We start from the raw sequence: 26210 nt of genomic DNA, 5'->3' as shown, positions 1-26210 counted from the left end.
CTAATCCACACAGACACCACGCGATTCGGAGTGTCCCTTCCCTAACGTTTGCCGAGAAGGGCGAACCTGCAGCTTTGCAAGGCGCCCGACCTTCAGGCGATGAGGATGTTCGACGACGTCGGTTCGAGGAAGTAACGGGCGGTCTGGCGCACCACCACACGGCATGCCTCCACCTGCTGATCCAGCGTCAAACCATGCTGCGGATGCGGCTGTTCGTTGATCATCGGCAGGCTGACGAATCCGGAAAGCACTTTATTCTGGCCGGCCGTCCATCTCATCAGATTGTAGAACAGAGAATTGCAGACGAACGTGCCCGCGTCCGAACTCAAAGCCGAGGGAATCTCCTGTGAGGCAAAATCATCGAGGATGGAACGCAGAGGAAGCCTCGTCCAAAAAGCGGCGGGACCGTTCGAAGCGATTGGTTTACGCGCCGGCCTTCGGGAAGTTCAACGGCAGCGCCGGTCATCTCACCGGAAATCGCCGTACGGGTGGTGTCGATGATGTTGTTGGCGCAGCGTTCCAGGAGGATTCCGCGGGCCGCGGCCTTGAGGCCGGTGGCGATGACGATGTCGGGGTGCGTGGCTTCAAGCGTTTCCCTGAGCTGGGGCCAGCACTGCTCGACGTTGACCGGCAGATCGACGGCGTTGATCGATATGTCCACGTCGCGCAGGAGGTCATCGCTTTCGAGGGCGGTGGTGGCGCCGAGGCCCTCTTCGGCCAGCGCGTGCGGCACGACGTGCGAGGGATTGTTTTCGATTCCTTCGTAGGGATCGAAGCCGGAGATGACAACGTTCAAGTGTTCCATGGTTCCCAGTCTAGCGCGGAGTGTGGCGCGAACAGTGCACGAAATCGCAGGCAGGGAAAGGACGCTAACAATGACCGATAATGATGCCGGTTATTGTGCATTCCGCTGAGCGCGGCAGACGCGCACACCTATTTCGTGGACGAACCGGCCTATTCGCGCACGATCAGGGCGAGCAGGCGGCCTTCGTGCTGCTTTTTGGCCAGGCTCGAGCGGCGGTGGGAATACCAGAGCGGATTTTCCAGCGTGCAGAGGCTGTGGCGGATTTCTTCCATGCGCTCGTTGAGGTCGGGGCTGCCCACGCCTTCGCCCTCGCCGTCGGCGGCGCACAAATCGGCAAGTTCCGCATCCTGATCGAGGTATTGTGTGGCGGCGCCGACACGTGGGGTCGAGCTGATGACATTGTCTGCCGGTATGCCAGCCTTGGCGAGTTCCTGCAGCGCGGCCTTGGCGATATCGATGCCGGGGCCTCCGAAACGGGTCAGGGTAAAGGTTGCCGGGAATTGCGCATCGAATTCGTCGGCGATCTGATCACCGACCTCGTAGCAGTCGCCGCAGATGCAGGGGCCGAGCGTGGCCACGATACGATTCGGCTTCGCGCCTTTGGCCACCATCAGATCGACCGCAGACCCGATGACCCCACGCTGCAACCCCTTCCGGCCGCAATGCGCCGCGCCGATCACACCCGCCTGCGCATCGGCCAGCAGCACCGGCAGGCAATCGGCCGCGAACATGCCAAGCGCGATGCCGGTTTGCGCCGTGACCTCGGCGTCCGCTTCGAGTTTTGGATACGTCTCCGGCCCATCTTCATTGACCGGTTCGATAATCGTGCCGGAAAAATCACAGCCATATGGTGCGTTGGTTTCGAACATCTCGTCAACGTCAACCGCTCTGCCGGAATGAACCTGAGCCACCAACGAAAGCGGGGCGCCCACGGCCTTTGCAAGCGCCACACGGTTCGCCCGTACCGCAGCCGGATTGTCCCCCGACTTGCCACCAAGGTTCAGGTCTCCCCAATCGCCGGCACTTACGCCGCCAAGCCGCGTCGTGTAGACGACCTTGATGCCAGGTGCCAAATCGATGGGAATGGTGACGGGAATAGGATTGCCTTCCGCGTCGGTCGGCGCGATGGCATTGCTGTCGATGATCTCGTCATCGTATTGGCCGTTTTCGGAGGTTTCATTCACGGAATTGCTCATGCATTCAACTTTAGCTGGTTATGATTACCTGTCATTCAGCCTTGAGCGTGCGCTGCTTGGCACGCGACCGAATCATCGAGTGCTCGGCAATCGCGAATGGCAACGGCATCGAAAAGACATGCGCGGGGTTGTTGATTTCCTCGACGCTCTGACCGTCGGCGTCTTGCATGCCGCCTGCCGCGACCGTATAGTCAATCGGCTCGCGTCCCGGAATCAGGAACTCGATGAGCTGACCGGGTTCGATCTTGTTGCGGCTCATCAGGGTGAGACGTTGTGTCGCCTCGTCATAGCCGATGACCTCGCCGACCACGAGCCAGTCGCGGAAATAACCGCCGCGATCGGTGTTCTGGCCGGCCTTGTGCTCCGGGTAGTAGAAACCGGTGGAATAATCACGGTGCGAAACCTTGTAGGGTTCGTCCTTAAGCCATTGGGGCAGCTCGACATGCTTTGGTTCAGCGTTCTGGGCTTTCGTGGCCTCGGCACCCACCAACGCCGGGACGCTCGCGGAAATCGTCGCCTTGGCCGCGGCCTCGGCGCCCGCATTCTGCACGCCACGGAAACCAATGGATCCGCTGGATTCAAGCTCCCCTACAGCGCGGGTCGCCCGCACGACGTCGGAACGACGCACCATGTCGTGCAACGGCTTCAAGTGATTGCCGTCCGCATCCTCGAATCCGCGCTGCACCATATATTCATTGACCGCGCACTTGTAGGCGTTGGTGATCGCCGCAACATAGTACGCGCTTTTTGCCCGTCCTTCGATCTTGAGGCTTGAAGCGCCGGCGTCGATCATGTCGTCGATGTGTTCGAGCATGCACATGTCCTGCGAGTTGAAGAGGAAGGTGCCCTCGTCGTTTTCCTCGACCGGGAAGAACTGTCCGGGACGCTTCTGCTCGACGACGCTGTACTTCCAGCGACAGGGCTGCGAGCACTCGCCGTGGTTGGCGTCGCGCCCGTTCATGTAGTTGGAGATGAGGCAGCGGCCGGAGAACGCCATGCACATCGAGCCGTGCACGAAGGTCTCGATATCCATATCCTCGGGGATGTTGGCACGGATGTCGGCAATCGCCTGCAGATCGAGTTCACGGGCCAGCACCACACGCCTCGCCCCCAGTTCGTAGAGGGCGTTGGCGGCAAGATAATTGGTCACGCCCGCCTGGGTGGAAACGTGCAATTCCAGTTGCGGGGCGATGGAATGGGCCGCCATAAGCACACCGATGTCGGTGATGATCAGCGCGTCGATGCCGGTGGCGGCGAGGTGGGCAATGTAGGTCTTGATATCCTCGACCTCATCATTGTGTGGCAGGACGTTGCAGGTCACATACACCCTTGCCCCGCGCTCATGGGCGTAGGCGGCGCCAACCTTCAGATCATCCATGGAAAGGTTCTTCGGCGCCGAACGCATGCCGAATTCCTTGCCCCCGCAGTAGACGGCGTCCGCGCCGAAATCGATGGCCGTCTTGAGACTTCGTAGGCTGCCAGCCGGCGCCAACACCTCGGGCCTGCGCCGCCGGACCATCTTCGTCTGAATCGGCTTGTTTTCGCTGCTTTCGGCCATCATTTCACCTTGATCGTTCTTGTATCCGCCCGTTTGCACCGTTCCAGTCTAGCCCCTGTTCAGGCGTTGAGCTTGGCGAGCTCCTCGGCGCTGAGCTTCAGATCGCCGGCCTTGAGGCTGTCGAGAATCGTTTCAGGGCGATGGGCGCCGGGGATGACGAAGACGTGACGCCCAAGGCTCAGCTCCCAGGCGAGCACGACCTGCTGGTGGCTCACCCCATGGGCCTGCCCGACCTCGCGGAACGGGTCGTACTTGGTCTCGTCCTTGGCCTTGCGGTAGCCGCCGAGCGGGCTCCAGCAGACGAACGGCAGCCCCAGCTTCTCGCAATAATCCAGCGTGTCACGGGTGGACTGGTAGGTCGGCGAGAACTGGTTCTGCACCGCCACCAGCTTGTCGCCCAAAATGCCACGGGCGATGTCGATCTGTTCGATCGAGGCGTTGGAGATGCCGGCGACCTTGGCCACGCCTTCATCCAGCAGCTGCTTGATGGCTTCGACGGACTCGTTATAGGGCACCTGTGGATCCGGACGGTGCAGATAGAGCAGATCGATAGTGTCGACGCCGAGTGCGAGCGCCGACTGCTTGCCGGCCTCAATCAGGTGCTCGGGCTGTCCGTTGACGCCCCAGGTCGGGGTCGTGCCGTCGTCGGCGAAATTGCGGAAATGACCGACCTTGGTGGCGATGGTCACCTCGTCCTTCGGCCCGTCCCAGCTGGCCATGGCACGGCGCACCAGCTTTTCACCGGTCTGCTCCTCGCCGCCGGAGCAGTAATAGGACCATGCGGTGTCGATGTGGCGGCATCCGGCGTCGAGCGCGGCATGAATGGTTTCGATGCCTTTGGCCTCGCCCAGGTTGTTTTCGATGGTCAGCGGCATCTCGCCCAAACCGATGGCCGTGGTGTCGAACGGGCCGAGATTACGATGTAATACCATGTTGCTCCTTTGTCAGCGTTTCTATATCGATGCCTCCAGCCTACGTAACCAAAGCGACCGATTTATCGCATCCTGAAACCTTCAGGCGATAAGCACGTCAGTAAGAGACGAGATCAACGACCAACTTATCGCACCCGCACAAACGAATGCCGGGAAACGGCCACTAAGCCAATCCGAACGAACCGATTTTGTATGGATATATCCCCTTGCCTGCGCAAATCGTACAATAAGTGAGCAAAATATAGGAAAGTTCGCCATAAAAGGTAAAATGCAGTCAGTTTCTTTTAAGAGATTTGAGAGAAGAAAGAGTCACGATGGCGCCAATGATACCAGATTGTGATTTCATCCGTGAACTGGGCTCAGGCTCCACCGCCGACGTGTATCTCTATCGTCAGCATAATCTCAATCGCGAGGTCGCCGTCAAAGTAGGAAAGGCGAGGCAGGACCGCGACTTCGATGAAGCCTTCGAAAAAGAAGCGAAGATCATGGCCCAGTTTTCGACCCACCCCTACATCGTTTCCATTTACGGATCGGGACTAACCCCCCAAAGCCGCCTGCCGTATCTTGTCCTTGAGTACGCCCCGCATGGCTCTTACAAGGACATCATGCGTAGCCGCAGGCTCACCGTCGCCGAAATGCTTGACCTCGGCGTCAAGCTCACAGCAGCCTTGCAGACCGCGCATCGTCACGGCATCATCCACCGCGATATCAAACCGGCCAATATCCTTATCACTTCCGCCAACCAGCCCGCCCTTTCCGATTTCGGCATCTCGACAAGCATCTACGAGTCGAAATCACGCACCGGCTTCTCCGTGCCCTGGGCGCCCCCGGAAGTGCTGACCGGCAAAAGCGGCGGCAGCGAAACCTCCGACATCTATTCGCTCGCTGCCACGCTTTATGGCCTCCTGGTCGGCAAATCGCCGTTCGAATACATCTTCCACCCCCATACGCAAAACGAACTGGCGCAGCACATCGTCTCGGACCAATTGCCGAAAAACACCATCCCGGATGCGCCCAAGGAAATCGAGCAAATCCTTCTCAAGGCGATGAACAAGGATCCGGATGCCCGCTACCTTTCGGCGCAGCAATTCGGCAGAGCCTTGCAAACGGCACAGGAGGATTGCGGATACAACATGACACCATTCGTGGCGGAGGACTGCGACGAATTCCCTGCGCATCATACGTTGCCGCAATCCGGCAAGAGCCGTTTCGGTGCAAAAACAGTCACTCCCCAACGGAAACGCTCGAAGAAACCGCTCGTCATCACCCTTGCCGCACTAGCCGCAGTGGCGATCATCGTGACCACGTTCGCTTTCGTGGTGATACCACGCATGGATAGCAAGAAATCCGACGAACGCACGAAAATCGATACAATGCAGACCCCGCATTCGGGCGACGGCGGTTCGTCGCATGACAAGAACGGCAAGAACAACGCCAACGGCCAGAAGGACGACATCACCAGCGAGGACGCGGGGGCCGCGGTGCCACAAGCCACGAACCTCATGGGCACCGCCGACGGCCAGAACGTGACGTTCACCTGGAGCAACCCGGCCCCGAAAGCCGGGGACACCTACGCCTGGGCGGAAGTCGAGGACGGGTCTGCGGCACCGGGCGCCCAGACCTCGATCGTCAAGGAGCCCAAGGTCACCCTCAATGTTGCTGGCGGCAAACCCCAGACATGCATTCAGGTTAGTATTGTAAGAGCCGACGGACGGATGTCTGCCAGCCCCGCGATGGCCTGTGCGGTAACAAAGCAGTAAACGCTACGACAAGGTCATCGCCGAGCGGCGGATAAAAGGATTTTTGGGTGAATCGTTCGAGGCTATAACAGGGAGGAAAGCAACTGATGAAGGCATCTGGCAAACCACAGGGTGAGCGTAGCGTCCGTCTCGCCTTGAGACGCCTGAATTCGCAGACCAACCGCCGCTGGCTCACCCCGGTACTCGTGCTGCTCCTGCTGCTGGGCATCGTGGCCGGAGCCATCATCATCAACACCCTGACCCGCACCCACGTCCATCTCGATGATGGCACGGTCTGGGTCACCTCACTCAAGGACCGCAAGGCCGCACGTTTCAACGTCAAACTCCAGCAGGCCAACGGGGCGGTCGCGCCGACCACTGCGACCTTCGACGTCAGCCAGCACAATGATGACGTGATCCTGTCCGACGGAGCAAAGGCGCAAGGCATCGTGGCTTCGAATCTCGGCATCCACGGCAAAGCCGAAATCAGAAACTCCACTTCGACCTTCATCGGCGGTAACTCTGCGGCGTTCCTCAACCATAAAACCGGCAACGTATGGGTCGGGGATTCAGGCAATCTCGATTCCATCACCCCCAAGACCTCGGCCCCGCAGATGCAGCTCGGAACCCATGGCCTGCTTGCTCTCGACCGCAACGGAGCAGTCTACGGATATCGCCCGGCAGACGGAGCCGTGCTCAAGATGGACGATGCGCACAGCGCGCCGAAGACGCTCAAATCCATCACCGGAGGCAAAGAGACCAACGCCGACAGCTTCACCGTCATCGGCGACCGCCCGGTCATCGCCGTCAAGCAACGCATCATGTGGCAGGGCGGAAGCGCGCAGATCGACTCACGAGGCCCGGTGACCCTGCAAGCCCCGTCCACCGACAACGCCCAAGGCGACTGGTTGGCGGCCAGTGCACGCAATGGCATCTTCACCGTTGATTTCAAGCACGGCGACAAAACCGCCGCGTTCATGAACAAGGGCATGGCCGAGGACGCGCAGCCGGTCTCATCCAAGGGCTGCGTATATGCCGCCTGGTCACAGCAGGCACACAACTATATCCGCCTGTGCTCCGCCGACGGCGCCGCCAATGCCGATCAGGGCAAAGACGACAACACCCAGGCGCAATGGCAGAGCCTGCAGTCCATCTCGCCGACCTCGCAGCTCGTATTCCGCACCAATCACCGGCTCGTGGTCTTGAACGACGTGACCAACGGCAACGTCTGGAACCCCGATCAGTCCAACAAGGTCATCAAAATCCAATGGCGCCAGATTCAGACGAAGAAGACCACCAACCAGCAGAAGAACTCCGATTCCGCCAATAACCAGACCCAGTTCAAGCCGACCTGCTCCGCCAAATCCGGTGAAATCAAGGCCGAAGACGACAACTTCGGCGCACGCGTGGGCGGTCAGCAGATCCTCGACGTGCTGCGCAACGACGAACAGAGCGATTGCTCGGTGCTGCACATCAGCAAAGTGGGGCCGGTCTCAGGCGGCGGCATCACCGTCTCTCCCATCTATTCCGGCCGTTACCTGCAACTTGACACCACCGGCGCCGCTGCCGGCAAAACGAGTTTCACCTACGAGATCAATGACGGACGCGGGCAATCCAGCAGCGCGACGGTCAACCTCGACATCATCGGCGACACCACCAACCGACCCCCCGCTCAGGTCGACACCCCTCCCGAATACGATGTCGAACAAGGAGCCACCTTCACGCTCAACGCCTTGGGCAGCTTCGCCGACCCCGAAGGCGACCCGATGACGCTGGTCTCCGCCGTGGCGCAGAACAACAACCAGGTCGCCATCTCCACCCGCGCCGACGGCCAGCTCGTCTTCAACACCGGCTCCCTGACCGGTGGCCGCGTAGGCGTGGAAGTCACGGTCTCCGATGGCCAGCATAGCGGCAACGGCCTCATCTACTTCTCGGTGCGTCCGGCGAACACGTTGCCGGCGACGATCGACGCCGTGACCAAGAACACCACTCCCGACACCTCCACCACCGTTGAGCTCAAGCAATACGTTCACGGCACCAGCGCACAACCGCCGGTACTTTCCTCGGTCAACACCCCGAACGGCGCCACCACCGCAACCAATTCCGCCGACCTCTCCTTCACCTTCAAGGCCAACAATCCAGGCACCTATTACGTCCCCTACACCATCAGCCAAGGCAGCATCGAGGCACAGGGCCTGGCACGCATGGAAGTGCAGCCGGTCGCAGGCGATTCCGCCAAACCCGTAGCCGCCAACGATGTGGCGCTTCTGGGAGCCGACCGCACCGCCATCGTGGAGCCGCTGAACAACGACACCGATCCGATGGGCGGCGTCCTTTCCGTCACGTCGGTCAACGTCGATCCGAAACTCGGCATCAAAACCGGTCTGGTGGCCCACAAGCGCGTCTATATGACCGCCCGGCAGATTCCGACCAAACCGGTGCGTCTCACCTATACCGTCACCAACGCGGCAGGCTCGACCCGTGGCGCGATCATCCTTCAACCGCCGGCTTTGACCACGGCCAACGCAGCGCCCAAAGCCACCAACATCACCGCAAACGTGCGTACGGGCGGCATCGTCAGCGTCGATGTGATCGACCACGTCTCCCATGCCGACGGCACGACGGTGAAGCTGCAGAACACCCTTCAGTTCAGCAAGAAGACCTTCAAGGGCCTGGTCTTCGTCTCCGGAGACGAAGTGCGTTACCAAGCTTCGAACACCCCCGGCGTCTACCCGGTGACCTACACCGTGCGCGACAATCTCGGCAACGCGGCCTCCGGCATCATCACCATCACGGTGCACGCCAAGGACGCCAACAACAAGCCGGCCCCCACCCCGCAGGACGCACAGGCACAGGTGGCAGCCGGCCAGAAAGTCCGTATCCCGATCACCCTGACGGGCATCGACACCGACGGCGACGACGACACCCTGCTCGGCCTTGGCGACAAGTCGCCGAAGATGGGACGCATCGACGAGGTCGGTGCGAACTACATGGTCTATGAGGCCTATGGCGATTCGTCAGGAACCGATACCTTCTCCTACGCCGTCGAGGATTGGACCGGCCAGCGGGCCCAGGCCCAGATCCGCGTGGGCGTCTACAAAGGCACCTCGGATTCCGGCGTGTACGCACGCGACGACCAGGTGACGCTACGACCCAACACCGAGGCGACCGTGCCGGTGGCGCAAAACGACATCTCCGGCGACAACACCGACCTCGTCGTCGACAAGAACCTACAGATGCAAGGCATCACCGGGGCCAGCGTCGCCGACAACATGATCTCCTTCAAGACCCCGGCTTCAGCAGGAACGTCCTACATCGTGTATTGCGTGAAAGACAAGGCGGGACTTTCCGACACGGCCACGCTGAGCGTGACCACCGATCCGAACGCGCCCATCGAGCCGCCGACCGCCTACGATTACCGCGTGCCTTCCGCGGCGACGCTCGACAAGAAATCCGTCGACGTCGACCTCTCGCAATGGATCGCGAACCCCTCCGGCACCGCCCAGGAGCTCACCGTCGGCATCGACCCGACCGCCGCCAACCATGCTCGGGTCAAGGGCGGGGCGAAATCCACCACGGTGACAGTCGATCTGACCGGCGAAGCCAGAAGCGTGCCTTACACGGTGACGAACACCACCTATCACGTGACCTCCACAGCCTTCGTGCAGGTGCCGCAGTATGGCGTGTTCCCGCCGACGCTGCGCCCGAAGGCCCCTGCGATCAAGGTCAACGCGAAACGCAGCGTCAATATCAACCTTGCCGATTATGTGCGCGTCGGACCGGGCAAGACCGCGTACGTCGACAAGGATTCGATCAGCGCCACCAAAAGCGCCGATTCGGATTATTATGTCAACGACCAGACCCTGAAGTTCACCGCTCCCAAGGACTATGCGGGCCCGGCCTCCATCACGTTCACGGTCTCGGACGGCAAACGGGACGACAACAGCAAGGACAAGAACGGATCGAAACAGGCCAAGATCATCAACTCTTCGGTGCTGACGTTGCCGATCACCGTCATCGGCCGCAACGTGCCGCCACCGACCTTCTCCGCCTCCACCATCAGCGTCGCGGCCGGCGAGGACGCCAAGACGATCGATTTGACAGCCCTGACCCACGCGCCAAGCGGCCTGGACGAAGACGAAAAGGAATACACCTATTCCGGAGGCCAGGCTTCCGGCGCGATCGAATCGCACCTCACTTCAAACGGCAAGCTGACCGTGAAGGCACCGACCGATGCCGCCGTGGGATCGATGTCGAGCATCCCCATCACCATCAAATATTCCGCCGGCTCAGTTTCGGCGGGACTGACGGCACAAGTGGTGCAATCGACACGCCCGCTCGCCAAAATCTCCGGAGTGAACAAGAAGATGAACGCCGGGGATTCCACCACCGTGGATATCCTCTCCGGGGCGTTCAACCCCTTCCCCGACTCGTCGCTTACCGTGGTGAGCTGCCAGGCCGACGATACCTCGAAACTCAAGGTCGACTGCGGCTCGAAAGGCTCCATAGGCATCCACGCAGCCGCCGACATCGGCGCATCGTCGAACACCGTGGTCGTCAACGTCCAGGACGCCACCAAGACCAAGGAACGCGAAGTCAGCGCCACCATCACCGTCTCGATCATCGACAAGCCCGACCCGCCGCTGCTCTCTCCGGTGGCCGGCCTTCCCGCCGACAGCGCGGTCAACCTGAGCTGGACGCCCGGCCCGGCCAACGGTAGCCCCATCAGCGAATACGTTGTGGAGTATGACGGCCAGAGCAAGTCGTGCGGTGCCGTCACCACCTGCAACGTGACGGGCCTGACGAACGGCAAGACCTACAGTTTCACCGTCAAGGCGAAGAACGAGGCCGGCTGGTCGAAGTCCTCGAACAGCGTGGAGAGCATGCCCGACAAGGTGCCCGACGCCCCCAGTGGCATCAAGGTCGACGGCGATTACCAGAAGGTCACCGTCAGCTGGGACGCCGCAAGCTACATCGGCACCAAGCCCGACGATTACACCGTCACGATGAACGGCAAGGTCAAGCACACGAGCACCTTGAGCCAGACCTTCGACCTGGGCAACGGCGAGATCAGCGACGGCTCGACCTTCAGCGCCACCGTGCGCGGACACAACCGCGCGGGCGACGGCCCGGTAAGCGAGACCGTGTCCGCCGGCAACAACGTGGCCTGGGGCGACCCGGACCAGCCGACGGTCTACATGAGCCAAAGCGCCAGCGGCGACAGGATGGACATCAAGGTCACCCTGGGCAATATGCGCAACGCGGGCTGCGGAAGCATCAGCGTAGGCGGCGATTTCTCACCTAACATCACCTGCAGCAGCCTCAGCGATTCGGTGGCGGTCCAAAAGCACCAATACAACGTCAAGCAGAGGATCTCGGTGGTTGTCAATCCGAAGCATTCCGCACGCTCCACCACAGCGGCCACCGCCGAGGCGACCCCAGGCTATTCCATCAAGCAACCCATCATCGCCGTCTCCAGGGCCGACAACAGGTGCTACGTCAATATCAATGGCAGAGGCGAATACGACGGCTTCTCGATCAACGGCGGAGGCATGACCACCGACACATCGCCCCAATACGGCACGGTCAGCCCGTGGAGCACCTGCGCCGGGGTCAGCGTTGCCCAGATCCTCAATGGCGCCCCGGGCCCGAGCGCAACGGCCCAGTCCAATGACGTCTACAAGAAGCAGGCCGAAATCACTTCGGACCTGATAATGACCTGGGATACGGCCGACCGCCACAAGATCAATGTGACCGGAGGCAACAGCGACCCCTACAACGGCCATGTCGTCTACAGCCTGACCATCAGCGTGGACGGCAGAAGCACTTCCTGCGCCGGTTGGCAGCCGGGCCAGGCCATGAGCTGCGACGTCACGGGCCTTGGCGACGAGGACCATAACAATAGCGATTTCTCGTGGGCGATCAATGCCACCATCCCGGATGCGGGCAGCGACACCCAATACAACGCCACCCGAAACGGCACAGGCGTCTATGGCACAAGAGCCTCCGCTTCCTCATCTGTTAGCGCCAGCGACCCTGGCGGCGGGAAGGCCAAATCGCAGAGCCTCGTCGACTCCTTCCCCACCCTGCAGCGCACGGTCATGCAACGCAATCTCGCCGTCGCGGCCAGGCAACAGGAGGCGAGGAGATGACGGCAGGCACACCAATGAAGCGCACAGGCGCTAAACCGGCCGGGCCTTTTCGCGGCCCCATAGCGGCATCCAAAAGGCCCGGCGTCCAAGATAACCAATACAGCAGCAACCATCAATCGGCTCATCAAGCAATCATAAAGGAGAATCTATGAGCACGCACAAGGCAGACCCGTCAAACGATGAGACGCAGATCTCGGATGCCACACACATCTCCGATACCACCCATCAGTCGAGATTCAACAATAACGACGACACCATGAACAGCCATCACAGCGCGTTCCCCTCGTTGCCGGAACGCTCCAGGTCCGAAGGCAAGTCGGAGTCCCAACATATCGGCGATCTCAGCGACGACAGCACCGTGCTCGGGTCCATTCACAGCATCGGCGAAGACGAGGAGATCTCCGAGGAAACCGTGCTGAGCACCTCGATGCCGGGCGACCGTACCAAGTCCCCGATATTGCCGGCGAACAGCCGTCGGATACGACATTGGACGGCCAAACCGATGGCAGCTATACGGCGGCTCCGGCCACTTCCGAGGCCGCCGCCACTAGCCCCGCGCCCGTCACTGGCAATACGGCAGACGCCCCGCAAAGCGGATATGAAGCACCGTCAGCAACGTCTTACACCGTTCTCGCCGCCAACGACATTCAGTTGCAGGCCTCCCCGAGTCCCAGGCCAGCGTGGATTCGCTCTCGGCTCCCTACGCCTCGGCCTCCCCGGTTTCAGGCATCATCCAACCCCCGAAGGATTCCATCCTCGATTTCAAGCGTTCCTTCGACGCCTTGGTCGACAACATCGGCAAGGTCGTCGTCGGCAAGAGCGAGCCCATCAAACTGTGCGTCACGGCCCTGATGGTCGGCGGCCACGTGCTGCTGGAAGACAACCCGGGCACCGGCAAGACCCAGCTCGCCCGAGGCCTGGCCAATTCCATCGCCACCTCGTTCAAGCGCATCCAGTTCACCCCCGATCTGCTCCCGAGCGACGTGGTCGGCGTGACCTTCTACGACCAGAAATCCAGCGAATTCGAGTTCCGTCAGGGCCCGATCTTCGCCTCCATCGTCCTGGCCGACGAGATCAACCGCGCCTCGCCGAAGACTCAGTCCGCACTGCTGGAGGTCATGGAAGAGCAGAAGACCACCGTTGACGGCAAGACCTACCAGATGCCACAGCCGTTCATCGTCATCGCCACCCAAAACCCGCTGGAACAGCTTGGCACCTACAAGCTGCCCGAGGCCCAGATGGACCGCTTCCTGATCAAGACCTCCGTCGGCGCCCCCGGCCACGACGTATCAATCCGTATCTTGAAGGACATCGATATCACCGATCGCGCCGACACCGTTTCCGCAGTTTTGAGCGGCGACGACATCATCAGGCTGCGCAAAACCGCCAAGGACGTACGCGTCGACGAACGCATCCTCGAATACATCGAACGCCTGATCGAGGCCACCAGACTGAGCGAGAAACTCCGCGTCGGTTCCTCCATGCGCGGGGCCTTGGCGCTGACCCGCTGCGCCCGCATCTGGGCCGCCGCCGACGCACGCGACTACGTGCTTCCCGACGACGTGCAAGACCTCGCCGTACCAGTGCTCGCCCACCGCATCATCTTGAACGCCGAAACCGCGTTCAAGGGCGAAACGGCCGAACAGGTCGTCGCAGAAATCGTCGATTCCGTCCCGGCACCTGCCATGGGGGCCTGAAAGCAACGCCATGCACAACTCCCAAACCCAACACCAAACGCCCACAACGCCACCCGGTTCCCCCGCTTTTCGCCGCAACGGGGCCATGGCGGCAAGTACCAACGGCCGAAAAGGCCTTCGAGGACTCAAGGGCCGCAAACCCAGTTTGATACAGGGCAATACCCGCCTTGCGCTGTTATCGCTCAAGGTGCGACACCATCTGGTTGTCTTGCGCAGGAAACTGCCCGAATGGCTTACCGCGTACGTTTCGCCGCTTGGTTGGTCGGTGACGGGCATGGCAGTGGTCTGCCTCGTGGCATTCCCTGCGTTGGGATGGCATGAGCTGCTGGTCTGCGGCATCATCGGACTGGTCATGCTGGCACTCGGCATCGCGATGTCGCTTGGCAATACAAAATTCCATGCGGCGTTGTCCGTTTCCGACAACCGCATCACCGTCGGCGACTCGGTCAGGGTCGACGTCAATATCGCCAACCCCGGCAAAAGCCCGACGGTAAGCGTTCAGGGCGACCTGCCGATGGGCGAGATGCACCAGCACTTCCGCATCCCCGCCTTGATGCCCGGCAAATCCAGGGACGAACAGGTCGAGTTCCGCGCCACTTCACGCGCGATCCTCCCGGTCGGCCCGCTGAAAATCAGCAAGGGCGATCCTTTCGGCATCGTACGTCACGAACAGTCGCTTTCCGAGTCGGTGCAGGTCTTCATCCATCCGAAAACCGTCTTCCTCAACACCCTCGATTCGGGCATCTTCCGAGACCTTGAGGGCAGTCCTTCCGGCCAGGTGGTCGACGATGACCTCGATTTCTACGGGTTACGCGAATACCGGCCCGGCGATGACATGCGTAACGTCCACTGGCTTTCATCGGCGAAAACCGGCACGTTGATGGTCCGCCAATACGAAGCGACCAAACGCACCGATACCTCCATCACCCTTGGCGTCAACCCTACGGACTATTCGACCGAAGACGAGTTCGAGCTGGCCGTCAGCACCGCCGCCTCTATCGGCACCGAATGCCTGGTCGAAGGCCGTCCGCTGGCCGTACAAGCCTCCTCCGATTCCCTGATTGCGCGTGGGGCCATGCCGTTCCTCGATTGGATGAGCGGGGTCAAGCCGGATATGGACGAAAACCCGAATCTCGCGCTCACCACGTTGAAGACAAGCCCCGCGGCCTCGTTCTATTTCTTCGTGGTCGGTTCCGGCGCCAGACTCGAACGCCTCCGCCGTATCGCGGCCGCACTGAACCGGGAATCCATCTGCGTCATGCTGCAAATCGACCCCATAGCCGGCAATGCCATCCATCAATACGATGATTTCACCCTGGCCACGCTTTCAGCACTAGACGACCTTCCGGTGATTATGGAGGCGCTGAAATGAGCGGCACCAATCCTATACGCAATGCTTTCAATGCGGCAAGCCGGTCGAAAACCCCCGATCGGACTTCCCTTCCCGATTTCACCGGCACCACCGGCACGTGGGCGAGCACGACCCGGGCACCGATCGCGCTGACCGCCACCGGCAACGGCCAACGTCAGATATTCGTCACCGTTCATCGTCCTTGGACCACCGCCTCCATCGGCGCCCTGCTTGTCCTGGTCGCCGTGTGTCTCAATGCCGCCAATCTCATCGATGTCTACGGCAACATCCCGGTCTGGGCGATGGCGGCGGTCCCGGCAGCGGCACTTGGCGTGTTGATCGCCTTGGCCGGTGTCAATCCGGCGCTGAAGCTCTGGTGGCAAATCGTCTTTCTGGCCCTTGCCCAGTTCCTCGTCGGCCCTGTCGTCGCACTCAACGGCACCACTATCGGCCATATCGTGCCGAGCCTGCAGACCTTGAGCCAAGGACTAACGCAGACCTTCGGCTCGTTCAAATATGTCATCGCCGTGGTCCCTCCGCTCGGAAGCGCCAACGGCAGCCTGATGGCGCTGTGGACGCTCAATCTGTGGACGGCGTTCCTCGCGGGCGTTTTCGCGGTTTCGGAAAGCCAGCGCATCAACCTCATCACCGTTTTCCCGCTGGCGTTGAACCTCGCGGTCAGCGCGCTGTTGGGAACCGCCTACGGCACGTTGCGCCCTGCTTGCGCGATCGTCGCCATGCTGGCGCTGGTCATCTGGCTGGCCTGGCGCTGGCAGTCGCTGGACATCCATCGTGCAATAAGCATGGCCATCATCATCCTTCTTGCCATCGGTCTCGCCTTCGGCGCGACCCTCATCGTCCCCCAGCACCGCCTCACCCTGCGCGACCGTTACAACCCGCCGCTCGACCCGCACCAATACACCAGTCCTTTAAGCGGCATGCGATCCTACGTAAAATACCACAAGAAGGAAACACTGCTTTCGGTTTCCGGGCTTCCTGCGGGCACGCCAGTGCGTCTTGCCGTCATGGACCGCTTCGACGGCAATGTCTGGAACCTTTCGGATTCCACCGACGCCAGCGATTCCTCCGATTACCGCAAGGTCGGCAGCGCCATCGCCAACACGACCCAGGGCGAACATTTCAAGGCCACCTTCACGATACGAAAAGGCTTCTCCGAACAATGGCTGCCGTTGGCGGGTGATGCCTCGTCGATCAGTTTGAAAGGCCAGGATTTCTACTACAACACGGGAACCCATTCCGCCATCGTTGCCAATGCCCCACTTGGCGGGCAGACCTACACCGAATCCGGCGTCATCGCCGATATGCCCACCCAACAGCAGATCACCCACGCCCAGGCCCAACGCATTACGCAACCCGAGGCGAAGGACATCCCCGACAGCGCCAGCAAACTTGCTCCGTCACTGACCGGCAAACAGTCCAGCGACGGCGCGACCGCACAGACGCTGGCCACCGCCCTGAAGACCAAAGGCTGGTTCTCGCACGGCCTTGCCGGCGATTACCCTTCACTGCCCGGCCACGGCAATTTCCGCATCGATTCCATGCTCGGGGGCACCGCGATGGTCGGCGACAGCGAGCAGTATGCTTCGGCGATGGCGATGATGGCCCGGGAGCTGAACCTCCCCTCCCGCGTGGTGCTTGGTTTCATCCCGAAAGACAAGGACGGCAACATCTCCAAGTCCCGCACCTCGCATGGCAGGAACAGCGCGACACAGACCGATTTCACCGGCAACGACATCGAGGCCTGGGTCGAGATCAACTTCAAGGATTACGGCTGGGTTCCTTTCTATCCCACACCGAAGGAGACCAAGACCCCGAACAAGAACCAAGATCTGACGCCGCCGAACCCGAAGACACTCGTCCGCCAGCCGCCGGTACCGCTCGTCGACCCTCTGCACGACCAGAACCAGGCCCGCGACCAGTCCTCGCTTGACGGTGCGGATGCAGGCGACAAGAACGGCAATGCCACACTGATGAAAATTCTCATGGTGGCGCAAAAGGTAGCCGTCTACGGCAGTCCGCTGTGGATCATCCTTATCCTCTGCGGGCTGATTCTGCTCATCAAAGCCATCCAACTGGCCGTCATGGCCCGTCGGGGCAGTTCCACTCAGCGCATCGCCTCCGGCTGGAAGGCCATCGATATGCTCGCCGACCAGAGCGGTATCAAGACCTCCGGCACCCGCAGGCATCAGGCGGCCCAGATCGACGAGGCCCTGAAGGCCGCAACCGAAAACGCGGCAGCCACTTCGGCCGCAGCGTTGATGGCTCCCGAGGCAGGACAGACGACGAGCCGCAAGGCCCGAAAAGCCGCCGAAAAAACGGCGAAAAAGGCAGCCAGGAAAGCGGCCAAAGCCAGGAAGATGGAGACATCGGCCAAGAGCCATCCGATCGATCTCGAGCAGCTGAGGTTGCTCTCGCGCGAGGCCGATTGGGTCGCCTTCTCCGGCAAGCAACCGGAAGAGGCCGCCAGTAAGGATTATTGGAAGCGGGTCAAGGCCATGCGCAAGGCAATCCTTGCCGATCAGCCCCGTATGCGCCGCCTGCGCACCCGGCTTTCGCTCAAGGGCGTCTTCCAAGTGCCGCACTTCGACCTCAAACGGTTCAGGAAGGCGGCTTCCGCAAACGCCTCGGGCGCCAAGCCACGCAAAACCTCGAAGACGAATGCGACAAAGAGCGCGTCTATACTCAAAGGTGTGCATTCGAAACATAAATCCGCCAAACAGAAAGGCCGCTGATCATGTCTGAGCATCCACATATCCGTGTGGCCATGGGCAGCGACATCGGCAGAAAGCGCCGCAACAACCAGGACACCGGAATCAATGAGCCCGGCGTCTACATGGTTTGCGACGGCATGGGCGGCGGTGTCGGCGGCGAACGTGCCAGCGCTCTGACCGCAGCACACTTCAGGTCAGTCGCCAATGAACCGGTCAGATCAAGGCACATCATTGAATCCGCACTGAATGCCTCCCAGCACGATGTCTGCGACCTGGGCCGGGAGCTGGGCGGGGTCGCCGGGACAACGACCAACGGCATCATCCTCCCCTCCCGACCCGGCAACAACGGCGACGAGCAGGCACCGCTATGGTATGTGATCAATGTCGGCGATTCCCGCACCTATCATTTCGATATCGACACCGAGGGCCATGCCGTCGCCTCTTCGATCAGCCATGTCACCAAGGACCATTCCCAACGCCAACAGGCCATCGATACCGGGCTGATGTCGCCGCAAATGGCCAACGCGACCATTCCGCGCAACGTCATCACCCAGTGCATCGGCGCCCCGCAGGGCATCAGGCCGGATTTCTACGCGGTGGTGCCGACCGGTCGGTTCATCGTATGCTCCGACGGGCTGTATTCCGAGGTATCGGACAAGAAAATCGCAGCGATCAGCCAGGCGAACCCCGACCCGCAACTTGCCGTTGAAGCATTGATTCGTGCCGCTCTGCACGCCGGCGGAAGCGACAACATCACGATCATCGTCGTCGACGTGTGGCCCGGTACTCCATACGATGAGCCTTGGCACGCCAGCAAACTCGACAACGGAGAGGAACTGGAGACCATCGGAGACGTCACACTCGACAGTCTGCATGACAGCCTGTATACATAAAATTTCCATCAATTCTTCGTTTTTTATTTCATTCGTGCGCCATTCGCGCGACATAACGAAAACGAACCGATATAATCATTTATTAGTAAAGCAGTAAACTATCAATAACAACAAGCCAGATGAACGTCGAGCGATTCATCCAATAAGAAAGAGAAGTGAAGCAGATGGTTGATTATGACACCGCCGTCGCCATTGTTCAGGATTCCGAAGCGGATCCGGTCATGCTGGCGAAAGTCGCTTACGAAAACCCCGATTTTGGTGCGAACGTGGCTGCAAACCCACGTGCCTATCCTGGGCTGAAGCGCTGGCTGGCACAGTTCGGCGATGACCGCGCCCGCGAAACCCTCAAGTCCATGGGCTTCGAGGTTCCCGAAGCCGGCGTTTCGCCCCAAGAGGCACCGGCCCAACAGACCACGGCACAACAGTCGGCCCAGACTTCGGCCACGTCTTATTATGGCGGCCAACAGGCGCAGCCGCAGGCTTCAGCGCCTTATATCGCCGATCAGCAGGTCGCGAGCGGGCAGTACGCCGCCCCCAACACACAGTATGCTGCCACCACCGCTGCCAACCAGTACACAGCGGCCCAGCAACCGACCGCTGCCACCACAGGCTACAACCAGCAGATGCCCGTCGCCACGAACGCATACGGTTACACCGCCGAGCAGGCACTGGACCCGAACACCGACCAGATGACCATCGCCAGCATCGCCCAGTATGCCCCCGAGCTGCGTCCATGCCTCGCACGCAACCCCAACACCTACCCGGAGCTTCTGAACTGGCTGGCCCAGCTGCACGACCCGGCCATTGACGCAGCCCTTGCCACGCGGCAATAGTGCTTGTGGCCGATCCGGCCAAGTCGCTTATGGTCGGCCGGTTTGTGCCGGCCCGGCAACAGGTGAGTCAGATTATGGCTTATTAAATAATGGATGTCCCGCTACCCTACTGAATCGTCAGGTAGCGGGACATCCATTATTCGTTATTTAATATATTGCAGAAGCCCAAGAACGGACTTCATCACCCTAAAGGGCCAATCAATCCTCGACCTCGGTGAGCTTGAAGAACTGGTCGCCGATACGCAACGTCACCGGAGCCGAAAGCTGAACCGGGCTGTTCTTGACTTGCTGCTCGTGGTCGCCAGCGATGATATACGTGCCGTTGAGTGAACCATAGTCCTCAAGCCACAACGTGCCGTCCTTGTCATAGCTGATGGCCGCATGGTTGCGTGAAACCGTGCGCGTCGGATCGGCGAGCCTGATGGACATCGCGCCTTCAGGCACGGTGGCCGAAACATTGCGGCCGAGCAGGGCGCTCTTGTCAAGCAGGATATCCTGACCGGTGGCGTCGTTGTGCAGCCGATAGCGTTTCTTGGGCTTTTCAGACATGAACGCGGCGGATAACACCGTGCCGTCCCAGTCCTCGATATCGCCATCGCTGTTGGTCTGCGGGGCGGCCGAAGTCCAGGTATCGTCGACGGCAGGCCTGCTGGTCGCGGCAGCGTCGTCTACGAGCGTCTGCGAGGTCTGGGCCGTGCCTGGATCCTTGGCAGACCAATCGGCCGCAGCCTGGTTCGCGGATACAACTGTAGCGTCATCGTCATACCAACCAAGCTCCGGTGGTGGCGGAAAAGGCAAAGTGCTCATAGAGGCCATGGTAGCGCAGAACCGCAACATTCTCGATAGAACTATCATTAAATCTCTCCGAAATTCAACAAACTTAGCCCTTTAATCGCTAACTCAATATACTTTGTGAAGATAATGAAAAAGCAATATTAATAAAAAATATCAGATGATAAGGTTTATTTACGCAATGCAATTAAAACAATTGCGTAAATATCAAAGGAGATTGTAATGTTAAAAAAGTATCTTAAAATTTATTACAACAGGTACTGCAGCCGTCTTTCTTGTTATCGGTACGGCTCCCCAAGTGCCAATGCAGCTGATTCTGCGCCACAACCACCTCTGACTGACCAATATGTCCTATCTCCCACGTATGTCTCTCCCGATGGGGTACGCGTCACAGCAGGAGACGGTGTGGAAGTCCATAGCGGTAAAGTCGAGCTTGACCCTCACGGCATGACCCGCTCTCTGACAAATTTCCGTTTTGGTTCAAGCTATGCATCCAGTAATGAGCAGATGCAACTCTGGTACACCGGAAAAGCATATGCATCTGGGAAAAGATTATAGGTCACCTTATTATGTGACACCCAGACGAGTCATTCAGGTCTGCTTCAAATACACAAGAGGCGGAAATGATGTGCTTGGTTGGCAATGTTCCAATGCTTCTCTTGGTCCCGGCTTCTATCCAGGTCAGACCGTGAGCAGAACAGTCAACGATAGTTTAAATCCTTGGGCGCAAAAAACCGTTTTCCAGTATTCTTATAAAACTACAGTATGAAATACGATAAAATTACAAGGATCGCAATGACTGCAATTCAAGCGATCCTTGTGTGCATAATTATCCTACTTACAGCTATTGCACAGGATTCAATCACCGAATCGATAAACGCTTGGACAGAGGTTGCAAAAACCAGAATTTTAATTAGCATTTCCTTATTAGTTATATCTGTTGCAACTGCCGCTTTGTCGATAGTAATGCTTAATCTTCTTTATGCATTACTAACAAATCAAAGCAAGTCTGGCATCCTTAGACAGTTGAGAATCATTTGTTGGCTCTCGATTTTTTGGGGAACATATCTATTCACTGTTTTCATCGTATTCTGGGCAATAACTCGTCTGATGCATCCAAGCATCATTCTTATAGTATCATTGATGATTGCAGTCGTCATCTTTAATGTAATATTTGCTACAGCTGGCATTCACATCATTAATCAACACTGATATCATCGCATTATCCGGCTAGCCGTCATCTTCTTCAAGAGAATATGAAAATCGGCTAAAACTTTTAAAAGACCAAACTGAGATTAAAGGGTCTTGTTCTTTTACCACTTGTATGCAAAAAAGTAAAAGAACAAGACCCTTTAAAACTTAGGAAAAGACGCTACTTATCAGACTGCCTTGCATTCACATCAACCAGAGACCTGCGAGCCGGAATCGTCGGCTCCAGTATCTGCGCCTGAAGTGAAATCGGTGTCGCCGTTCAGATCGCTGGCTCCGCCCTGATCGTTGAGGAAGTCATCGGGATTGAAATCATCGCCGAGCTTCAGATCGCCGAAGTCGATATTGGAGAAGTCCATATCGTCCATGCCGCCGTCGCCGAACTCGGAGGACGCGTCCCCACCCAAGCCGAAGTTCGGGTAGATGGTGTCGCGGATGGCCTTGTCGGGCTCGACCGTCGCGTTGCGATAACGCGCCAGGCCGGTGCCGGCAGGGATGAGCTTGCCGATGATGACGTTCTCTTTCAAGCCCTTGAGCTCGTCGGACTTCTGCTCCAGCGCGGCCTCCGTAAGCACGCGGGTGGTCTCCTGGAACGAAGCGGCGGAAAGCCAGGAATCGGTGGCCAGCGAGGCCTTGGTGATGCCGAGCATCTCGGGACGGCCGGCAGCGGGCTTGCCGCCCTCCTTGACCGCCTGCATGTTGGCGTCACGGAACTTCGCCTGATCGACCAGCTGTCCGGGCAGCAGATTGGTGGTGCCTGAATCGATCACCGTGATGCGGCGAAGCATCTGGTGGACGATGACCTCGAGGTGCTTGTCGTGAATATCCACGCCCTGGGAGCGGTACACATCGTGCACGCCCTCGACGATACTGACCTGAGCCGCACGGGGGCCGAGGATGCGAAGGATCTTCTTCGGGTCGACGGAGCCTTCGATCAGCTGGGTGCCGACCTCGACGTGGTCGCCGTCCTTGACCAGCAGCGGAGCGCGACGGGTCACCGGGTAGGTGATCGGCTCGATGCTGGTATCGTCTGGAGTCAGCGTGACCGTACGGCCGTGGTCGGAATCCTCGACCTTGACGGTGCCCGGGTACTCCGTGATCGGCGCCTCGCCCTTAGGCGTACGCGCCTCGAAAAGCTCGGTGACACGGGGAAGACCCTGGGTGATGTCGGAAGCGGAAGCGACACCGCCGGAGTGGAAGGAACGAAGCGTGAGCTGCGTACCAGGCTCGCCGATGGACTGTGCCGCGACGACGCCGACGGCCTCGCCGACATCCACCAGGCGATTGGTGGCCAGCGACCAGCCGTAGCACTTCGCGCATACGCCGCGCTTGGACTCGCAGGTCAAAACGCTGCGCGCCTTGACCTCTTCGACACCGTGGGCGACCATATCGCGCAACACGTCCATGCTCATGGCGTCTCCACGCTTGTAGAGCACGGTCTTGCCGTCCTTGGGATCGATGACGTCATCGGCCAACAGACGCGAATACGGGCCACCATCGGCGGCCTTAACGAGTACGAGATTACCGTCTTCGTCGCGGTCGGCGATCTTGATCGGCAGTCCGCGCTTGGTGCCGCAATCCTCTTCGCGTACGATGACCTCCTGAGCCACGTCGACGAGACGACGGGTGAGGTAGCCGGATTCCGCGGTACGAAGTGCGGTATCGGCCAGACCCTTGCGGGCGCCGTGCTGGGAGATGAAGTACTCCAAGACGGACAGGCCTTCGCGGTAGTTGGACTTGACCGGGCGGGAGATGATCTCGCCCTTCGGGTTCGCCACAAGTCCACGCATACCGGAGATCTGGCGGATCTGCATCCAGTTGCCTCGGGCTCCGGACTGGACCATGATGTTGACGTTGTTGTCGTCCTTGAAGTTGTCACGCATGGCGTCCGCGACCTTGTCGGTGCATTCGGTCCACAGGTTGATGAGCTCCTGACGGCGTTCCTCTTCGGTCAACAGACCCATGTCGTACTGGTCGTTGACCTTGTCGGCCTGGCCTTCGTAGTCATGGATGATCGAAAGACGCTCCGGCGGCTCGACGATGTCGGAGAAGGACATGGTGACGCCCGACCAAGGGGCGCGGGTGAAGCCGAGATCCTTCAGGGCATCCAGCGTCGCGGCCACCTGGGCGGTGGAGTAACGCGTGGCGATGTCGTCGACGATCGTGGAGAGCTTGCCCTTGGCGACCTGCTCGTTGATGAACGGGTAGTCGACAGGCAGGGTCTGGTTGAACTTCAAGCGGCCGTAGGAAGTGGCGAAGAGGACGGTTCCGTCCTTGAAACGCTCTTCCTTGACCACGTCGGGGCTGCCTGGCTCGGGGTCGACGACTTTGAGCTCGGCCGGCTCCCAATCCTTGGGAAGCACGAAGTCCTCGGGCAGGCGCACGAGCACCTTGGCCTGCACGTCGACATCATGACGGTCGACGGCCATGCGCAGTTCCTCGGGAGAACCGAGCACGCGGCCCTGTCCCTTGGCGCCGTCCACGACGGTGGAGAGGAAGTAGAGACCCAGGATCATGTCCTGAGAAGGCATCGTGACGGTGTGGCCGTCCGCCGGCTTCAGGATGTTGTCGGAAGCCATCATCAAGGAACGGGCCTCGGCCTGCGCCTCGACGCTCAGCGGCAGGTGGACTGCCATCTGGTCGCCATCGAAGTCCGCGTTGAACGCGGCGCAAGCGAGCGGCGGCAGGTGGATGGCCTTGCCCTCGACCAGAATCGGTTCGAAGGCCTGGATGCCGAGCCTGTGCAGGGTAGGCGCACGGTTGAGGAGCACCGGATGCTCGCTGATGACGTCTTCGAGCACATCCCAGACGGATGAATCCTGACGGTCGACCAGACGCTTCGCGCTCTTCATGTTCTGCGCGTAGTTCTGGTCCACAAGCTTCTTGATGACGAAGGGCTTGAAGAGCTCCAGGGCCATCGGCTTGGGCAGACCGCACTGGTGCATGCGCAGCGACGGACCGACGACGATCACGGAACGGCCGGAATAATCGACACGCTTGCCCAGCAGGTTCTGACGGAAACGGCCCTGCTTGCCCTTGAGCATGTCGCTCAGGGACTTCAGCGGACGGTTGGAAGCGCCGGTGACCGGCCGTCCTCGACGGCCGTTGTCGAACAGGGAGTCGACGGCTTCCTGCAGCATGCGCTTCTCGTTGTTGAGCATGATCTCGGGGGCGCCGAGCTCGATGAGCCTCTTCAAACGGTTGTTGCGGTTGATGACGCGGCGATAGAGGTCGTTCAAGTCGGAGGTGGCGAAACGGCCGCCGTCAAGCTGCACCATCGGGCGCAGATCCGGAGGGATGACCGGAATGGCCTCAAGCACCATCGCCTCGGGCTTGTTGTCCGTGGTAAGGAAGGCGTTGACGACCTTCAGGCGCTTCAGGGCACGGGCCTTGCGCTGGCCGGAGCCGGTGTCGATCTCTTCACGAAGCTGCTTGGCGGCACCTTCGAGGTCGAAGTCACGCAGACGCTTCTGAATAGCTTCGGCACCCATGGAGCCTTCGAAATAGTCGCCGTAGCGGTCGCACATTTCCTGCCACAGGTCGACGTCGCCTTCCATGTCGCCGGGCTTCAAGGTCTTGAAGCGGTCGAACACGGCGGCGAGACGCTGGGCCTGATCGTCGTAACGCTGGCGGATGGCCGCCATCTCACGCTCGGCGGAGTTGCGCATCTTGGATTTGGCGCTGCCCTTGGCTTCGCCGCTCGCCTCGAGCTCGGCCATATCGGCCTCAAGCTTCTTGGCGCGTTCCTCGATCTCGTTGTCGCGGCGCTTGGAAAGCTGCGCGATCTCGGTGTCGAATTCGTCCTGCAGATCCGGCAGATCCTGCTGGCGCTGCGCCTCATCGACGCTCGTAACCATATAGGCCGCGAAGTAGATGACCTTCTCCAGATCCTTCGGCGCGATGTCGAGCAAATAGCCCAAACGGCTCGGCACACCCTTGAAGAACCAGATGTGGGTGACCGGCGCGGCCAGCTCGATGTGGCCCATGCGCTCACGGCGGACGCGGGATTTGGTGACCTCCACGCCGCAGCGTTCGCAGACGATGCCCTTGAAACGCACGCGCTTGTATTTGCCGCAGGCGCACTCCCAGTCGCGGGTCGGTCCGAAGATCTGCTCTCCGAACAGGCCGTCCTTCTCGGGCTTCAAAGTTCTATAGTTGATGGTTTCCGGCTTCTTGACTTCGCCGTAGCTCCACTTGTGGATGTCCTCGGTAGTGGCGAGTCCGATCCTCAGTTTGTCAAATGCGTTGACGTCCAGCACTATGTTGTCCTGTCTTCCAATTGATAACAATCACGATTATTTTTCTCCGGCTTGCCGTGGCT

At 59.9% G+C, this 26210-nt stretch carries 12 protein-coding genes and 2 pseudogenes; 8 read left to right on the top strand and 6 right to left on the bottom strand.

Translation table 11 applies throughout. The annotated features are described in order from the left end of the window. Positions 1–92: 92 nt before the first annotated feature. The 4 genes and pseudogenes from OZX74_RS01980 to OZX74_RS01965 form a co-directional block, all read right to left on the bottom strand. Positions 93–805, bottom strand: a pseudogene (locus OZX74_RS01980) (pyroglutamyl-peptidase I). A gap of 149 nt (positions 806–954) precedes the next feature. Further along, positions 955–2001, bottom strand: a complete 1047-nt coding sequence (locus tag OZX74_RS01975) for a polyphenol oxidase family protein (protein WP_277156913.1) — start codon at positions 1999–2001, stop codon at positions 955–957. Between the two features lie 31 nt (positions 2002–2032). Beyond that, a complete protein-coding gene (locus OZX74_RS01970) occupies positions 2033–3520 on the bottom strand; it encodes a U32 family peptidase (protein ID WP_277157382.1) in 1488 nt (495 codons plus the stop codon). A 98-nt stretch (positions 3521–3618) separates the two neighbouring features. Then, positions 3619–4491, bottom strand: a complete 873-nt coding sequence (locus OZX74_RS01965; RefSeq protein WP_277156912.1) for an aldo/keto reductase — start codon at positions 4489–4491, stop codon at positions 3619–3621. A gap of 314 nt (positions 4492–4805) precedes the next feature. Between OZX74_RS01965 and OZX74_RS01960 the strand changes: the two genes are divergently transcribed. From OZX74_RS01960 to OZX74_RS01930, 7 genes and pseudogenes are all read left to right on the top strand, one after another. Next, the gene (locus OZX74_RS01960; RefSeq protein WP_277156911.1) at positions 4806–6251 is read left to right on the top strand and encodes a serine/threonine-protein kinase; all 1446 of its coding nucleotides are present in this window, start codon (positions 4806–4808) and stop codon (positions 6249–6251) included. Positions 6252–6337: 86 nt separating this feature from the next. Then, positions 6338–12382 (top strand): Ig-like domain-containing protein, encoded by a 6045-nt coding sequence (locus OZX74_RS01955; RefSeq protein ID WP_277156910.1) that lies wholly within the window; start codon positions 6338–6340, stop codon positions 12380–12382. A 758-nt stretch (positions 12383–13140) separates the two neighbouring features. Continuing rightward, a pseudogene (locus OZX74_RS01950) lies at positions 13141–14079 on the top strand (MoxR family ATPase); the annotation flags it as partial. Between the two features lie 85 nt (positions 14080–14164). After that, the gene (locus tag OZX74_RS01945; RefSeq protein ID WP_277156909.1) at positions 14165–15451 is read left to right on the top strand and encodes a DUF58 domain-containing protein; all 1287 of its coding nucleotides are present in this window, start codon (positions 14165–14167) and stop codon (positions 15449–15451) included. Next, positions 15448–18183, top strand: coding sequence for a transglutaminase domain-containing protein (locus tag OZX74_RS01940; protein ID WP_277156908.1), 2736 nt, complete (start codon positions 15448–15450; stop codon positions 18181–18183). The genes OZX74_RS01945 and OZX74_RS01940 overlap by 4 nt, the downstream gene beginning before the upstream one ends. Positions 18184–18185: 2 nt before the next feature. Beyond that, complete coding sequence (locus tag OZX74_RS01935; RefSeq protein ID WP_277156907.1) at positions 18186–19055, top strand: serine/threonine-protein phosphatase; 870 nt, start codon at positions 18186–18188, stop codon at positions 19053–19055. Positions 19056–19219: 164 nt separating this feature from the next. Beyond that, positions 19220–19888, top strand: a complete 669-nt coding sequence (locus OZX74_RS01930; protein WP_277157381.1) for a hypothetical protein — start codon at positions 19220–19222, stop codon at positions 19886–19888. A gap of 198 nt (positions 19889–20086) precedes the next feature. Here OZX74_RS01930 and OZX74_RS01925 read toward each other — a convergent pair whose 3' ends face one another. Further along, positions 20087–20695: an FHA domain-containing protein gene (locus tag OZX74_RS01925; RefSeq protein WP_277156906.1), complete on the bottom strand. Its 609-nt coding sequence runs from the start codon at positions 20693–20695 to the stop codon at positions 20087–20089. Positions 20696–21475: 780 nt separating this feature from the next. Here OZX74_RS01925 and OZX74_RS01920 point away from each other — a divergent pair. Beyond that, positions 21476–21892 carry a hypothetical protein gene (locus OZX74_RS01920; protein WP_277156905.1) on the top strand — a complete coding sequence of 139 codons (417 nt, stop codon included), beginning with the start codon at positions 21476–21478 and terminating at the stop codon, positions 21890–21892. A 188-nt stretch (positions 21893–22080) separates the two neighbouring features. Here OZX74_RS01920 and OZX74_RS01915 read toward each other — a convergent pair whose 3' ends face one another. Further along, positions 22081–26148 carry a DNA-directed RNA polymerase subunit beta' gene (locus tag OZX74_RS01915; protein ID WP_277156904.1) on the bottom strand — a complete coding sequence of 1356 codons (4068 nt, stop codon included), beginning with the start codon at positions 26146–26148 and terminating at the stop codon, positions 22081–22083. Between the last annotated feature and the right edge of the window lie 62 nt (positions 26149–26210).

Source organism: Bifidobacterium sp. ESL0798 (assembly GCF_029395415.1).
Classification (GTDB): domain Bacteria; phylum Actinomycetota; class Actinomycetes; order Actinomycetales; family Bifidobacteriaceae; genus Bifidobacterium.
The sequence above is the reverse complement of the archived record's forward strand: the minus strand, read 5'-3'. Positions and strand labels throughout refer to the sequence as shown.

Coding starts and splice junctions, on each gene's coding strand:
- OZX74_RS01975 (WP_277156913.1), bottom strand. CDS start 2,001: ATGAGCAATTCCGTGAATGAAACCTCCGAAAACGGCCAATACGATGAC.
- OZX74_RS01945 (WP_277156909.1), top strand. CDS start 14,165: ATGGCGGCAAGTACCAACGGCCGAAAAGGCCTTCGAGGACTCAAGGGC.
- OZX74_RS01955 (WP_277156910.1), top strand. CDS start 6,338: ATGAAGGCATCTGGCAAACCACAGGGTGAGCGTAGCGTCCGTCTCGCC.
- OZX74_RS01965 (WP_277156912.1), bottom strand. CDS start 4,491: ATGGTATTACATCGTAATCTCGGCCCGTTCGACACCACGGCCATCGGT.
- OZX74_RS01930 (WP_277157381.1), top strand. CDS start 19,220: ATGGTTGATTATGACACCGCCGTCGCCATTGTTCAGGATTCCGAAGCG.
- OZX74_RS01940 (WP_277156908.1), top strand. CDS start 15,448: ATGAGCGGCACCAATCCTATACGCAATGCTTTCAATGCGGCAAGCCGG.
- OZX74_RS01970 (WP_277157382.1), bottom strand. CDS start 3,520: ATGGTCCGGCGGCGCAGGCCCGAGGTGTTGGCGCCGGCTGGCAGCCTA.
- OZX74_RS01960 (WP_277156911.1), top strand. CDS start 4,806: ATGGCGCCAATGATACCAGATTGTGATTTCATCCGTGAACTGGGCTCA.
- OZX74_RS01935 (WP_277156907.1), top strand. CDS start 18,186: ATGTCTGAGCATCCACATATCCGTGTGGCCATGGGCAGCGACATCGGC.
- OZX74_RS01925 (WP_277156906.1), bottom strand. CDS start 20,695: ATGAGCACTTTGCCTTTTCCGCCACCACCGGAGCTTGGTTGGTATGAC.
- OZX74_RS01920 (WP_277156905.1), top strand. CDS start 21,476: ATGACTGCAATTCAAGCGATCCTTGTGTGCATAATTATCCTACTTACA.